At 50.4% G+C, this 14,747-nt stretch carries 13 protein-coding genes; 7 read left to right on the forward strand and 6 right to left on the reverse strand.

Annotated features, from left to right (window positions below; all coding sequences use genetic code 11):
• The first annotated feature begins 106 nt into the window (after positions 1-106).
• Positions 107-976, forward strand: a complete 870-nt coding sequence (kdsB, locus tag HY774_24310) for a 3-deoxy-manno-octulosonate cytidylyltransferase (protein ID MBI4751617.1) — start codon at positions 107-109, stop codon at positions 974-976.
• A gap of 82 nt (positions 977-1,058) precedes the next feature.
• On the forward strand, positions 1,059-2,771 hold the full coding sequence (locus tag HY774_24315; GenBank protein ID MBI4751618.1) for a CTP synthase: 1,713 nt from the start codon (positions 1,059-1,061) through the stop codon (positions 2,769-2,771).
• A 108-nt stretch (positions 2,772-2,879) separates the two neighbouring features.
• Here the strand turns inward: HY774_24315 and HY774_24320 are convergent, their stop codons facing one another.
• The 3 genes from HY774_24320 to HY774_24330 form a co-directional block, all read right to left on the reverse strand.
• Positions 2,880-5,459 carry a DUF3352 domain-containing protein gene (locus HY774_24320; protein MBI4751619.1) on the reverse strand — a complete coding sequence of 860 codons (2,580 nt, stop codon included), beginning with the start codon at positions 5,457-5,459 and terminating at the stop codon, positions 2,880-2,882.
• Between the two features lie 159 nt (positions 5,460-5,618).
• Positions 5,619-5,897, reverse strand: coding sequence for a hypothetical protein (locus HY774_24325; GenBank protein ID MBI4751620.1), 279 nt, complete (start codon positions 5,895-5,897; stop codon positions 5,619-5,621).
• Complete coding sequence (locus HY774_24330; GenBank protein MBI4751621.1) at positions 5,894-6,778, reverse strand: carotenoid biosynthesis protein; 885 nt, start codon at positions 6,776-6,778, stop codon at positions 5,894-5,896. Before HY774_24330 ends, HY774_24325 begins: the two co-directional genes overlap by 4 nt.
• Before the next feature lie 260 nt (positions 6,779-7,038).
• Here HY774_24330 and HY774_24335 point away from each other — a divergent pair, with 260 nt between their 5' ends.
• The 5 genes from HY774_24335 to HY774_24355 all read left to right on the forward strand — a co-directional run bounded on the left by HY774_24335 (position 7,039) and on the right by HY774_24355 (position 10,291).
• Entirely contained in the window at positions 7,039-7,674 is a 636-nt protein-coding gene (locus HY774_24335) for an RNA polymerase sigma factor (protein ID MBI4751622.1), read from the forward strand.
• Between the two features lie 32 nt (positions 7,675-7,706).
• On the forward strand, positions 7,707-8,162 hold the full coding sequence (locus tag HY774_24340; protein MBI4751623.1) for a hypothetical protein: 456 nt from the start codon (positions 7,707-7,709) through the stop codon (positions 8,160-8,162).
• A 95-nt stretch (positions 8,163-8,257) separates the two neighbouring features.
• A complete protein-coding gene (locus HY774_24345) occupies positions 8,258-8,665 on the forward strand; it encodes a hypothetical protein (protein MBI4751624.1) in 408 nt (135 codons plus the stop codon).
• A gap of 237 nt (positions 8,666-8,902) precedes the next feature.
• Complete coding sequence (locus HY774_24350; GenBank protein MBI4751625.1) at positions 8,903-9,355, forward strand: hypothetical protein; 453 nt, start codon at positions 8,903-8,905, stop codon at positions 9,353-9,355.
• Between the two features lie 285 nt (positions 9,356-9,640).
• A complete protein-coding gene (locus HY774_24355; protein ID MBI4751626.1) occupies positions 9,641-10,291 on the forward strand; it encodes a phosphoribosyltransferase in 651 nt (216 codons plus the stop codon).
• Between the two features lie 192 nt (positions 10,292-10,483).
• Here HY774_24355 and HY774_24360 read toward each other — a convergent pair whose 3' ends face one another.
• Genes HY774_24360 through HY774_24370 form a run of 3 tightly spaced genes read right to left on the reverse strand, consistent with a single transcriptional unit; the run spans position 10,484 to position 14,727 of the window.
• Positions 10,484-11,743, reverse strand: a complete 1,260-nt coding sequence (locus tag HY774_24360) for a GGDEF domain-containing protein (GenBank protein MBI4751627.1) — start codon at positions 11,741-11,743, stop codon at positions 10,484-10,486.
• A gap of 54 nt (positions 11,744-11,797) precedes the next feature.
• Positions 11,798-13,282: a Flp pilus assembly complex ATPase component TadA gene (gene tadA, locus HY774_24365; protein MBI4751628.1), complete on the reverse strand. Its 1,485-nt coding sequence runs from the start codon at positions 13,280-13,282 to the stop codon at positions 11,798-11,800.
• Between the two features lie 26 nt (positions 13,283-13,308).
• Positions 13,309-14,727, reverse strand: a complete 1,419-nt coding sequence (locus HY774_24370) for a hypothetical protein (protein MBI4751629.1) — start codon at positions 14,725-14,727, stop codon at positions 13,309-13,311.
• Between the last annotated feature and the right edge of the window lie 20 nt (positions 14,728-14,747).

Consider the following 14,747-nt stretch of genomic DNA (forward strand, 5'->3'; position numbering starts at 1 on the left):
TGATTCTCCCGAAATGTTGTGGACGGTGTTATGTTGATCGAAATGCGGAAAAAAATGAAAGGGCAGGGAGTATAAAGCTTCACGCGCTGAACGGGAAGCCCATGACATGGGTCATGGGCCACTTGCCAACGGCAAAGAGTCTGGGCTAAGGTGGCATCCCGTGAAATCCAATAGCTTCTCAACTCCAAAACAAGACACCCACTCTGTCGTTGCCATTCTTCCCGCCCGCTACGCCTCGTCACGCTTCCCCGGAAAACCGCTGGTGGATTTGTGTGGCAAACCAATGGTGCAACGGGTGTACGAACAGGCCCAACAGGCTCAGACCGTTACCCGAGTCCTGGTTGCCACTGACGATGAACGCATTCAGGCAGCGGTGCTTCACTTTGGCGGCGAAGTCGTCCTGACGCGACCTGATCATCCAACCGGCACTGATCGGCTGGCCGAGGTGGCGGCTGGGCTTTCAGAATCCATCATCGTCAACGTCCAGGGTGATGAACCTCTGATGTCGCCAGCGACAATTGATGCCGCAGTTCAACCACTGCTGGACGATCCAACCCTTGAGATGGCCACCACCTGTGAGCCGCTGACACAGGGCGAAGACATCATCAACCCAAACATTGTCAAAGTTGTGTGTAATCAGCAGGGGTTTGCTCTGTATTTTTCACGGTCGGTCATTCCGGCACTCCGGCTTCCCAATCCACTGAGCGAATCGGTCATCCCACCCGGTGCCACATCGGCTCATCCCGCTGATGTCTGGTTTAAGCACACGGGGCTCTATGTCTACCGGCGTGAATTCTTGCTCCACTTTGCATCATTGTCGCCGTGTTTTTTAGAGCAACTTGAATCACTCGAACAATTGCGGGCGCTCTATCACGGCCACCGCATCAAAGTTGTGAAAGTCCCCCAGGCGTCGCCCGGAGTTGATACACCCGAAGATGCTGACCGCGTGCGGGCCCTTTTAAATTCAATACCCTGATTGAACAAAATACTGCCAGAGGTACAAGGCAACTGTGGATCCCTGGCGTCATTTTGTCATTTTGTTATCTTTGGAGGTTTGTGTGTCGAAGTATATTTTTGTCACGGGTGGTGTGGTTTCATCGCTTGGCAAAGGCATTGCTGCATCATCCATTGGATGCTTGCTCGAAGCCCGTGGTCTGCGGGTAACGCAACAGAAGTTTGATCCATATATCAACGTTGACCCTGGAACCATGTCGCCGTACCAGCACGGCGAGGTCTTTGTGACTCGTGATGGGGCTGAAACTGACCTGGATCTTGGTCATTATGAGCGGTTTACCTCAGCTCAGATGACGCGGGCCAACAACTGGACCACCGGGCGCGTGTATCTTTCAGTCATTGAAAAAGAACGGCGCGGCGATTTTTTGGGCAAAACCGTGCAGGTCATTCCGCACATCACCAATGAGATTAAAGATGCGATCCTCGCCGTTTCAAAAGATGTGGATGTGACGATTGTCGAAATTGGCGGCACGGTAGGTGATATTGAATCCCTTCCGTTTCTGGAAGCCACCCGCCAGTTACGGCAGCAGGTTGGACGCAACAATGCAATTTTTGTCCACGTGACCCTGGTGCCGTTCATCGCCAGCGCCGGCGAATTAAAAAGCAAACCAACTCAACATTCCGTCAAGGAATTGCTCGAAATCGGAATCCAACCCGATATTTTGCTCTGCCGGACAGATCGCGAATTACCTCGCGATATGCGTGAAAAAATTGCGCTGTTTTGCAATGTGTCGGAAGACGCCGTCGTGCCAGCCATGGACGTGGCCTCGGTCTATGAAGTCCCGCTCTATTTCGCCCGCGAAGGACTCGATGAACTGATTGTGGAACGGCTGGGCCTTGAAAAACGCGAGCCAGACCTCCGCCGATGGCAGAAACTGGTCAACATTCTCAAACATCCGGATGACAGTGTCACGATTGGCATCGTTGGAAAATATGTCGGCCTGGGCGATTCCTACAAAAGTTTGACCGAAGCCCTGATCCACGGGGGTGTCGCCAACCGGTTGCGAGTCAATATCCAGTGGGTTGAAGCCGAGGACCTCCGCGCCAATGATAACTCAGAGGAAAAATTGCGTGACCTGGATGCGATTTTGGTGCCGGGTGGTTTTGGGAAGCGCGGGATTTCCGGCATGATTCGGGCGATTTCATATGCCCGGAAGACCAAAACGCCATTTTTTGGAATCTGCCTTGGCATGCAATGCGCCTGTATCGAACACGCCCGGAACGTGTGCAATCTCCCAGAGGCGGACAGCACCGAATTTAATCAGGAATCACCCAACCCGATTTTCTTCAAACTGCGCGATTTGATTGGTGTTGAGGAAATGGGCGGCACGATGCGCCTCGGCACCTATCCGTGCAAGCTTGAGACCGGGAGCAAAGTCGCCGCAATTTACGGTTCGGAGCTGATTCAAGAGCGACACCGGCATCGCTATGAATTCAACGTCGAATATGAAAAGGCACTTGGCACAGACGAGAACTTCAAGTTTGTCGGCAAATCACCCGATGGCCGCTTTATTGAAATGATCGAACGCGCCGACCATCCGTGGTTTATCGGCTGTCAGTTCCACCCGGAATACCAGTCGCGACCGCTTGAACCGCATCCGTTGTTTGCCTCGTTTGTCAAAGCCGCCTATGACCGCCGGATGCGCGAAGAAATCAACGAACCAGATCAAAAACCGTCGCTTTCTTTCACTTCCGAAGTTTCCGGCACCGCCGATGCCGAAGGAATGGCCAGTCTGGCCAAGCCGCAAATAGCATAGGTAGCGAGTAGTGAGTAGTGAGTAGTGAGTAGTCAATCCAATAAGCTGCGAGCAAGTGCAATCTTTGTTTGACTACTCGCTACTCGCTACTCGCTCAGGTTCACTACTTCACTCAATCGGAGGACTTTTGGCATCAGGGATCTGAGTTGGGTCGCCTGAATGCCTGATGATGCCGGTGTGATCAATATAGAAACAATCGTTCCCGGTTTTCGAAATTCCATCCTTCACCACTGGAACCGCATAGATTGAGAAGGTCGCCGGCACGCGTTTTGACCCTCGCGTCACCTTCATTGGGCCAAGCAGATAGCCACTTTTCGGAATTTCCTGCATTTGGAGGATGGTATTGTCCAGGTAATCTGCCTGGCCAAGTTCCGCCAGCGAAGAGGCAAAATTCCCTTTTCCAATAGATTCCTGATAAGTCACTTGAGCAAAGTGAATATTGCGCAGGGACTGGATCGCAGACGCCCTATTGGCTGACTGTCGAGCCGCCAGTAGATTGGGAATCGCAATCGCCGCCACAATTCCCAAATACCCGGAAGACATTCCTGAGTCGCTATAGAGCCGAACATCATCCCGCTGTACGGTTTGCAGCATGAGGCTTCCGTCAAAAATCAATTCATTCAGTAAAGGCTTAAAGTCTTCGGGTATGGCTGTTTGCAAGGCTTTGAAAAGATCACGAAATGGCTTTTCGGCCATATAGTTCACATAGATTGTGTTTGGCGGAACAGTGGCCATGACCCGTTGAAATTCAGCCGTTTTGCTCAGGACCAAACCTTCTTTGCGAGCGTCAATCGTGCGCTTGACGTCCTCTTTTTTCCCAGCCACGGCGACGTTTTCGATCAAGGCCACCGTGATAGCCGTTGGTCCCTGGCCCAGGTGAAATAAATCAACCCCTTGATAATTTTCGGTGACTTGAGGTTTGGGTTTGTCTTTCGGGGCAAGTTGGGCCAATGCCAGAGCTATCTTTTCAGCGCTTTTGCGCAGGAGCACCGGGTCTTTTACCCCGGCGACAACCAGTGTGAATGTTTCTTGCGGTGGCGCCTGTGGATCCCCAAGTTTGGAGAAATCTCCCAAACTGGTTGCCATCAGATATTCCCCGGTCAATCCAGCTAAAACCTCGTCCCGCAATTTGATGCCGCAGAGTTGTTCAATCTGGCCAATTAACACATCCAGTTTTGGCATGGAGGGTAAATCAGGAAGCTCCTTCGATATTGCCAAACTTTCATCGTGCAATCGCAGCAAATTGACTCCAAACCCATACACAATTTGAGCGTTTGCGGGTGCATAGTCGGCTAGTTTTGGGTTGACAACTGAGGTATCCACCATAACTGGAAACAGCCCTTTGCCTTTGTGATCAAGGCGGACTGTAAACCGCTGACTGAATTTTCCGTCGGCTACTTTAAAACCAAAGGCGAATCCTCCGGTTGAGGGAAAGCCCAGGTATCTGGGCAAATTTCTGGCCAGCGTCTCATTCTGGCTTTTATTTGAGGATTTACTGGTTTCGGATTGAATGCTCTGTTCAATCAAACTCGCAGCTTCCCGAGTGTTGATATAAAACAAGGCTGGCCAGTGCTGACCAAGATCTTGACGAGCAACTTGAAAATCCTTGAGATTCAATAATCGAGGTGAATCCTGGGGCGCGGTGAGAAAGCGTTTTAACTGTCCAAATGCGCTTATGATCACCAGTCCATCGGGTTGAATGGTGTAGGCAAAAGCGTCTTCCAGTTTGAGGCTGGTATTGGGAAAAACGGTCACCAGATTTTTTCCGACTTCTTCGGTTTTGGGTTCTCCGGCACGACCGTAATTTTCCAGCTTGATCAAGGCTGTGATGCATTGGGTTGCGACTTGAACGGTCGGGGTTTTGATCAAAAAGACCATTTCCGGGGATGGCGAGGGCGCGGTTGGAATTGATTCAACAGGTTCACTCTCTGGCCCGGCAGACTTTGTGGCTGATCCTGAATGTTGAATAATCCCACTTTCACTCACGTAAAAACAATCATCTCCGGTTTGGGCATCCCCCTCTTTGACGGCTGGAAAAGCGGTGATTGAATAGGTTGGTGCAACGTTATTGCCGGCTGCCGTGACTTTGAGTGGTCCAAGCACATACCCGTTCCAGGGTGTCGTTTGCATATTCACGATTGGCTCATCCAAAAAGCCAGCCGCTTCTTCTCCACCGGGTCCTAAAAGTTTCAATGAACTGGCAAAATTCCCTTTGCCGAGCGAGGTTTGATACACAAGCTGGGCTGAATGGAGATTTCGCAAAACCTGCATGGCCAATGCCGTATTGGCCTGCCGACGGGCTGGGGCAGATGTATCAGGTGTTTGCACCCGGAAGCCAAACCCAAAGCGCAACTGGCTCAGAGTTGCCTTGTCAGGAAATCCCATTTCCTGGAGTTTGGCCTCAATTTGGGCAGGGCTGGTGATTTTGCCCTCCGAAAGTTTGGTCACGGCTTTGCGGATGCCTTCAGACTTAAACAGCTCATCCACCATGCCTGGAAGATTCTCGATTTCAATAAACAGAAGCTGGTTGTCCGGTAGATACCGGGCCAGTGATTCGGTGACCGGAGTAGATTGGCTGGCTGGCTGGGGTGTTTGGGCGAGGACCGGCATCACACCCACACCTTGAATCAGCATCACCAGCAGTCCCATCCAGGCTTTGAAAACTTGACGACGAATTATCCCAGGCATAGAAAAATCCTTTCGTTTGAGTGAAAAGAGTTCAGAGTTCAAGCTTGAGCTTGCTAACCATCTCACGGACCGATCAAACCTGACTTTTCAACCGGAACGTCACTGGTGCGATTTTAAGATTTTCACAAGCTAAAGCGTGAACCCGGTACTTTTTAAAAGCTATTTGCTGGTTTCATCAGCGCCTTCGCCGCTTTCCTTCTGGTTGTCAGTCTGGCCTTCTTCGGCATCTTTGGCAAATTCAATCGCTGCCTGAAGGTTGGGTTTGGTGAGTTTGTCGAGTTCGAGTAACCCGGCGCGCATCAACGACGTCCCGGTGTTTTCACCTTCTTTGATTTCGGTTTCATATTCTTCAATTGACCGCGCCTGTTTGCGTTGATAGTCGTAGATGAGCGCCCCAAACATCAAGCCAATAAAGGCAATCGTCACCAGCCAGATCATAGTTCACCTCGTGCAAAAAATTGTGGATACACTGGCGCCAAGGGGCTTTGTGGGAAGTCTCGAAGGTGTTCTTCGATCACGGTTTTGACAGGTGGTTGGGGTTGCTGGCTGACATGGTTGACCAGCAAGAACAGCAGTGTAGCCGAAATAAAGCAACTCGCCCATCCCATCGTGACTTCGCCAATCCAGAACGTAACCGACACGTTAAAAATCAAGATGCCGAAGTAAAGCCCCGCCGGGCTCAAGCCTTTCAACGGATAATACCAGACCCCTGTGCGGTCCCAGGTTTCCAGCCATCGCTCAATCATCAGATAGACCCGGATGATAGCCGCATTCACAAAAAACCAGCCGGCAAAATTGGCAATGGTGACGCCGAAATAAGAGCCGCCAAAGGGGTAATAGTAAATTTTCCCCAAAAACCACTTCTCACCCTGGAGCGCCACCGGGTCAATCACGATGTCGAGGTACATCATCAGCAGTGCCGACACAAACGTAGTGAACCAGGACCGGCGAACACGGTTGGTCAACACCACCTGCACATCAAACGGGCGGACAATCAACACTGACCTGAGCACAATCGCCATTTCAAAGCTGACATAAGAGAGAAAGGTGAAGGAAAGCGAATCCATAAACGGTACGCCCGCAACCCAAAGCTCCTGGTTGGTTGTGGTTGCGATATAGTAATACAACCCGAAGGGAAACCCGTTGTGGACCGAACTCCATTCACAGACAAAGGCAATCACGTAGGCCAGTATGGTAAACACCGCTGTTCGCCGCCAGCCCATCGAAGTAATTGCCAAAAACAGATAGGCGGCAAAAAAAACAAACACATAGGGCCGCAAAGCGACTGTTCCGATTAACAGCCGAATAACTTCCTGCATACTTTTTTGAAAAGGGCTTCTTTCTTGGAATTTAAAACAGGTAAGCTGAAGAGGTTGGAATTGATTTCCAAAAAATCTGCGAACCAGCTAACTTGTTGATTCAAACTACTTTGCTGATTTTATTCTGTTTTTGCAAGGGAAAGTTTGAACCTGAAACTTTTTCCTTTTCCGATGAAAGTGTAACCATCTGGCTGGATGAAGCGTTAACCCCTTTGCACTCAATACCAGATCCTTCTTTTCCTGATTCATTCAAAAACTCGATGCCACTGGTCAAACTCCAATCACAGGGGGACGAGGTGAGCCCGGAGCACCCCGCCGAAAACCATGTTCCCGATGAATCGCTGGTTGAGTCGGTCCTCAACGGTGATGACAGTGCCTTTGGTGTCCTGTTTGACCGGCATAAACGCCGGATGGCCCAGCTCGCGGCAAAGTTCTTTCAACGCTCAGAGCGGATTGAAGATGTAGTGCAGGATATTTTCACCAAGCTCTATTTTGTGCTTGGGGAATATTCGGTTCGGGAAGGGAGTTCCTTTGCCGCCTGGCTAACGCGTGTCGCGGTGAATGTCTGCTATGACCAGCTTCGGTCTGCACGGCGAAAACCGGAAAGCAACCTGCTGGAACTCACCGAAGACGAGGCCGACATTGTCCATCAGCGCATTCATCAGCCGCATTCCACCCAGCACAACCTGGAGCACCGCATGATTTCTCATGATCTTGCCAAAAAACTGCTTGCCCGGCTCGATCCAAAAGATCAGATGGTACTGGTGCTGCTCGAAGTCGAAGGGCTTTCCATCACTGAAATTGCTGAAGTGACTGGCTGGTCGGCGTCAAATGTGAAAGTCCGTGCCCATCGGGCGCGCCTTGCCTTGCGCAAGGTGGTCGAAGATTTTGTGTGACGGGTTGGCTCTCAACCCACGAGGTATGATCTATGTTTTGGCGAAAGAAGAAATCAACCGTTTCTGATGAAGTCCTTGACCGGGTGAGCACCGAGGTGCTGCAGGCGCTCCGGGAAGGTTCACCGGAACTTGATTCGCTCAATCTTCAGTATGGCCAGCTTCGCGCCCGGATTGCCGAAGTGAAGCGTCAGCGCCAGCAGTCCTTTTTTGATTTCGCGGCGATCCTGACCCTGGCACCACGGGCACTGACCGTGATGGCGCTGATTACCGTTTTTGCGATGAGCGCGAAGTTTCTGGTGAAACCCCAGGGAAATGTACTTTCCCAAACTGAGCTGGTTCAAGCAGAGCAAACTTTTGAAGAAAACGTCGTGCCGGTTACGGCACCCGTCACGGCCTGTTCAATTTCAACGAATCCACAATGCGTGGTTTCGACCGGTGATGTCTGGACACTCCTGATGCGTCAGGACACGCCGCTTCCAAACCGATAAAGTGAATTATGAATTATGAATTCAGTTTTTCTTCATTCTTCATTCTTCATTCTGATTTCCCAAACCCTGAACCCTGAACCCTGAACCCTGCTTTTATGTCTCACTCTTCTTCTCGATCAGTTCAATGGAAAGCCTGGCTGGTGCTGGGTTGTGTGTTTGGCCTTGGATGCCTGACTGGACTTTCGATTGGCGGCGTTTTTACTTCCCGAGCGGCCAAACCAGCGGCTGTGCCGGCGCCCAACATTCGGGATGGCGAAGCTTATTTTGCGACACTCCAGCGCGAACTCAACCTCAGCCCGGATCAGGCGGGCACAATCAAAACCATCATCACTGAAGCCGGGACCGAATACAAAGCTGTCTGTACTGAAGTCCGTCCACGCTACGATCTGGTCCGCGACCGCGCTCGCTCCCGCATGCGGGTTCTCCTGTCCGCCGATCAGCAAAAGAAGTTTGATATTCTGGTGACACAGGAAAACTGTAATTGCCCCGAATTAAAAAAATAATTTCTTCTTGTGTAACCAATCTTTTTTTCCCTCCGTTAATGGAAAGTAAGCAAGTCAAAAACACTCAATTTCCTTCTTCTTCGATTTAGAAATACTGATTGAAGTTTGCATACTTCAATCAGTACAAACCTGGTTGGTTTCGATTGGAACCAATTGAAGGAATTGTGTTTTTAGAATTGCAGATTTGTGTCAAACAGTTCACTCAACCACACTTAAATTCTGTAAAGAGGAGCATCTATGTTTTCAAAAGTTCTGACCGTATTCACTATTTCCTTGACGATTTTTGTTTCTTCAAATTTTGGTGTTCAAGCAGCATTTTCACCAGTATTCTTTGAAGAAAAAGGTAGCGTTACATACACCGAAGCTGACTATCCACGCATTTCGGTTGATGAATTAAAGACCAAACTGGCCAAAGGCGAAGAGGTCATCATTATTGACGTTCGCGGGAAAGATTTTGACACCAGTGCGACCAAGATCAAAGGCGCGCTCCGATTCAACGGCGATTTGAAGACGGCGGCGGCGAGTCTTCCAAAGGACAAGGAAATTGTGACCTATTGCGCCTGCTCAACCGACGGTGGTTCGGTCAAAGCGGCAATGATGCTCCGTGAAGCCGGGTTTACCAACGTCCGGGCATTAAAGGGCGGCTGGACGGCCTGGAACGCGGCTCAAGGCGCGGTTGAAAACAAATAAAACCAGTTAGTAGTCAGTAGTCAGTAGTCAGTAGTTCACCAAGCTTATATCAATTTGCGGTAAAATTCTCGTGTGAGTGAACAGGCAAATGATTCAAAAAAATAAACTTAGCGGGCTACTGGCTACAAAACGGCTGCAGGCTGAAGAAAACGGATTTGGGCAAGCTGAACCTGTTTCTGCTAAACTGTTGTCTTCAACCCGAAGTCTTCAACCCGTTGTCTTCAGCCCCGAGTCTTCGAATCTTCAGCGCCGAGTCTTCGAGTCTTCAGCCCGATGTTTTCTCCTATGCGTCACGAACGAACCGCTTTCACCAACCGCGTCACTGCTGGTCAGGCACTGGCCAAAAAGCTTCAGACTTACCACCATCAGCCTCGGCTCCTGGTCCTGGCCCTGCCGCGTGGTGGAGTTCCCGTCGCCGCTGAAGTCGCCGCAGCACTCAACGCCGAACTCGAAGTCATCCCCGTGCGCAAACTGGGCGTGCCGGGAAATTCCGAACTGGCGATGGGAGCGATTGCATTGGGCGGCCAGCACGTCTTCAATCGAGAAATCATTGATTATCTAAAACTTCCTCGAACCATTCTCCAATCGGCGATTGACCGCGAAACCAAAGAACTGACTCGCCGCAACGAAATCTATCGGCAAGGGCGTCCAATGCCGGACCTGGCCAATCGAACGGTGATTCTGGTGGATGACGGGTTGGCCACCGGTGCCACAATGAAAGCGGCGATTGCGGCGGTTCGTGCCGGAAAAGCTGGCCGCATCGTGGTTGCGGTCCCAGTTGGTGCGGCTGAAACCTGCGAGAGTCTTGCTCCGGAAGTAGACGAACTGGTGTGCCTGCTCAAACCCGAACCTTTTTACGGCGTCGGTTTTGGATATGAAGATTTCTCGCAACTGACTGACCAGCAGGTTCTTGATTGTTTGCAAGGTCAGGGCTAATGATTTCGATACCATTTAGGGCTGAGGGGAATACAGATTTATCAACAACTTAGCCTTTTGCTCAGGCGATTTTGGAATGAACCACTTGTATGAGTGAGCAGTGAAGTGACTGAAAGAAATGGAGTTAGCGAACTACTGACTACTCTTTTTCCGTGTCCCCTTGTCTCCTGGTTCGTTTGTCGGATGGTCTTTTTATCCTGACACAAGCGAGCCTGTCACTTTTGTTTTTGGTCCACAGTTTTGGTTTCGCCCTGACTGTTTGGCGACATAGAGCCGTTTATCCACCAGTGTTTTTAACTCCTCAGTAAAATCGTGGATTCGTTCCCAGGTTTCTGGGTCAACTTCACCATCAAGCGACGTTGGGGGGTGCTCTCGGAAAAAGGAAATGATTTCCTGATACTGCTTTGACTCTGACGCCTGGGCATATCCACAGGAAATGGTGATTGAGCAGTCTGGATCAATCGTGCTTTTGACCAGAACTTCCTGTCCATTCAGGTCCTTGACATAGATTTTGGTGGTTCGGACTTCCGATTGGATTCGACCAATGATGATATCCAGTTCGGCTGGCTGCACATTGGGGAAGACCAGAACGAATTCCTCGCCGCCAAACCGAATCACAAAATCATCCTGGGTGCGAATATTCGTTGAGAGGATTTTCGCCAGGGTTTTTATCACGACATCGCCTGCCGGGTGACCAAGCGTGTCATTGACCCGCTTAAAAAAATCAATATCCAACATCGCGACTCCGATTGGCTGGCGACCAAGCTGGCTGGCAATCACTTTGTAAAATTTGGACATTCCTTTTTTGGAGTACACGCCATAAACACCTGTCATGGCATCGAGCAGGGCATCTTCGCGTTCTTTCACCAGCATGGTCATCAGTTTTCGGTTTTCACGCCCTTGCTGCAACATCGTAATGATTCGATCCCGGTTGTGGAACATGGCTTCAGTCAGCGCGCTTTCCTTGTCGGAAAGCTCCATTTCAAGCTCCGACTTGAGTTGAGATTCACGCCGTCGCAACAACCCGACATAAGCAAAGCTGACTGAATTAATTGAACAGAGCAGGGCCGCAACAATCCAGAACGGCTGTTTCTGATGAATGATGTTTCCGGCTTCTTCAGCATTGAGCGTGCTGAGCCGATCAATTTCGGTTCTGCAAATTTTGACCAGGGGTTCAAAATCTGCTTCCTGGGCTTTCCGGGTCAAGCCGGATGCCTTATCAGCCGCCTGATACACTTCAGAATGTACCTTTTGCAAAACATCAACGGTTTTTAATTCCTTTACCCGTTCATTGACCACTTGAGATGATTTCTCAATGGCAGCCTGCCCAAGCCCACCCAAAGCCAGGTAAATTTTCCCGTAGGCTGGAACCTTTGATTGATCTGTTATCTGGACAATGGCGATAAAAACAAACACCAAATTCAGAAGTGCGAACACAAAGTAGCGACGCATGCAGTGACCTCAATCTGGCAATTTTCACCCTCATGGTTGGCCCCATGGTGAATCTTACTGTTCCGGAGTATCAAGGGGGCCTGTTTTTTGATTTCGATTTCGCAAAAACTCTGGCGCCTTATGTTTTCCTGACATCCGACTTGATTTCCGGTAGGAGCCTCCGATGGCGGCGTCTTCGTCCCGTTCGGCAGCTTTTAAAACCATGCTGTTGTAAATCAAACTTTGCTCAACTGCATTTTTTAAGGCCGAGCCAAAGGATTCTTCCAGGATCAAGGTCTCGGTATTCTCAGTTCCGATGGCCATATAGTAGGCATACGGGTCATCGCTTTGGGTTCTGAGTAAAGCCTGAATTTGTTTGTTTTTGGTCGGACGCATGACTTCTTGAATCAGCACCGGCAGCGTTGCCTGCTGGACTCCGTTTTCATCAATTGAATACCGATGTTTGGGCGGCAAGATCTTTTGGGCAATGATTGCCTGCAAATGGTTGCTGATTGAAAAGTAATCATCGCCAGTCATTTGGAGAAATTTCAGCAGGGCAGCGGGCGCATTGGTTGAGGAATGCATGGTCCCAATTACCATGTGTCCGGTTTTGGCCATCGCCAGCGCCTGATTGGCCATATCTTCGTCTCGGATTTCACCGACCACAATGATGTCTGGATCCTGACGAAGCGCATGCCTGGCACCTTCGGTATAACTTCCGACGTCGCGCCCGACATAAATCTGCCTGAATCGCGCCCGACGGTTGGTAAATCGGTATTCGGGTGGATCTTCAAACAGGGTGATATTGACCGGAAGGCGATCATTTACCGCTTCAAGCATGGCCCCCACCGTGGTTGATTTTCCCGAGCCAGTTGATCCAACCACCAGGATCAACCCACTGCTGATGGTGCCATTCATCAGATCGTAGACAAGCGACCCGGCGGCTGGTGAAAACCGGAGCTGTTTGAGTGTTGGCAACACCGGCCAGATCCGTCGGAAAGACAGGCATAACCCAGAGCCAAGCGGGGTAACCGGTTCTGATCGGTATACATGCACCCGATACCGTCCCTTGATTTCATTCCCGTCTTCATCACAGGTTAAAACATCAAATGCTACGTCAAACGGCTGGAAGACCAGCATCTGAGTGGTGACCTGTGACGGTTCATATCGTTCCGGAAGGAGCGAATCCTCGGGTTCATCGGGGAGGAGTTCATCCGGTTGGAGCGGGTTGGGATCCTCGTACTCCAAATCCAGGTCAACTGACAAACTCCGATATTTTGACCGAAGATGGCGAGTGTAAGCTGCCAGGGCCCGGAGACGCTCAGTAAAGGGTGTCCCCCGGCATACCAGGTACGCCAACTCAAACAGAACCTGCTCTGAGATGATGCGTTGGGGAATGCCTTCAATGCGCCCTTCGAGATCTTCTAATTCGCGCTGGAGGTTCCGTTTATAGGGCGGGGTATCGGCCTGCAGGTGCAAATCGCTTTCCCCGCTCAGCGTCATATCCCGCAATTCATTGATAATGTCTTTATACGTAAAAACTGAATTATCTAAAAACATGAGAACGCTTCTACCCTTTTCAGTAACTAATGAATCCCGAAAAATGAACCACGAGGCGGCACGGTAATTGAAATCTCAGGCAATTCCAATTGGCGGTCTCCAAACACAAACACACTATCCCGATAAGCATTGAGCAAAAATGATTCGATCTCAGACGGTGAGATATCAACTTCGGCTGGAATATACCAGTAAACGGTATCGTACTCGATGGCGATTTCAGCCGGTCGAACCCGGCATCGAAGCAATAAATTGACAATGTTCTGGAGTGCGGCTTCTAAAACCACTTCCGGTTTGATGTAGATATGTTGAAACAACTCCACATCCTGCAAGGCAATTGACACCAGCATTCCATTTTGCCGTTGAAGCTGTTCGAGCTGGCTGAACTGACCTGACCCAATTGGAATCCGTGGCACCATTGCCGGATCAGTGGTATCTCCCAGAATAAACCCTCCAATGCTATCGGCAAGCCGGGCATACTTGGCGGACCCAATATCAGCACCAGGATCCTGGGTTGGTGTCCTGGCGGGAGGGACTGTCGGTGACTCTTCAGTAGATAAGGTAAATGCTGGCACCGAACTGTTGCTGGGGACTGGGGGAAATTTTTCGGATGATTGACTATGGGCGAGAGGGAAATACGGCTCCGGTAAAGGAGGCGAAACTGGTGAGGGAGCAGGTGTTTCCGCCGGCGAAGTCTTGATCGTTTCCAGGCTGCTGGGCGGTGGTTTCAAGGCTGGTGCTTTGAGGGGGGCGGTTTTACTCGTTGGAGGGGCCGGAAGCGGTGTGTTCACTGGCTCAAAGCTACCAGAGGAGGTTTGCATTTTGATCCGACGCTGCATCAAGGCCAAATCCAGGGCCTGTCGTTCACGGGCCTGCACGTCGCGTTGTAAACTTTCGAAACTCTCAATCAGGTTGGAGAGTGCTTCAGACAATGAACGGGGAGGGGACAAACTATACTTTCCCAGTTGTCGGATCAGGTGTTGGCGATAGGCCCATAATCCCAGTCCAATAATCGTCACAATACTCCAAAAGCAACCACTCATTACCAGCAAGCGCTGTTGCATGGCCGCCGTTTCCTGTGTTTGCACCACCCTGGCTTCCTGTTCACAGGCAGCCAGCAATGGTTCAGCAACTGAAAAAATATTTTCACTGGACGAGGTTTGGGTCAATTTTTCTAATTGCAATTTGTCACGTTTTTCAACCAACCCAGAGAGGGCGGCCCAGGTTTTTGGATAGCGTGACGTGTCAGGGTCAGCGGCAGCTAAATGCTTGCGGAAGGTATCGAGGCGGGAGGTAAACTCAGGTTCAGGGGAAATGGCCAGCCGGGCTGCGGAAGCAACGACCTGGGTGTGTCCTTCAAGCGAATTGGTGGTCGTAACCCCATACCAGGTGAAGAACAATCCACCCCCTAACACAATGATGATAAGCACTTTTAGAAATATCTGCACAGGTGCAGGGCTCCTTCAGA

The organism is Acidobacteriota bacterium (assembly GCA_016208495.1).
GTDB lineage: Bacteria > Acidobacteriota > Blastocatellia > Chloracidobacteriales > Chloracidobacteriaceae > JACQXX01.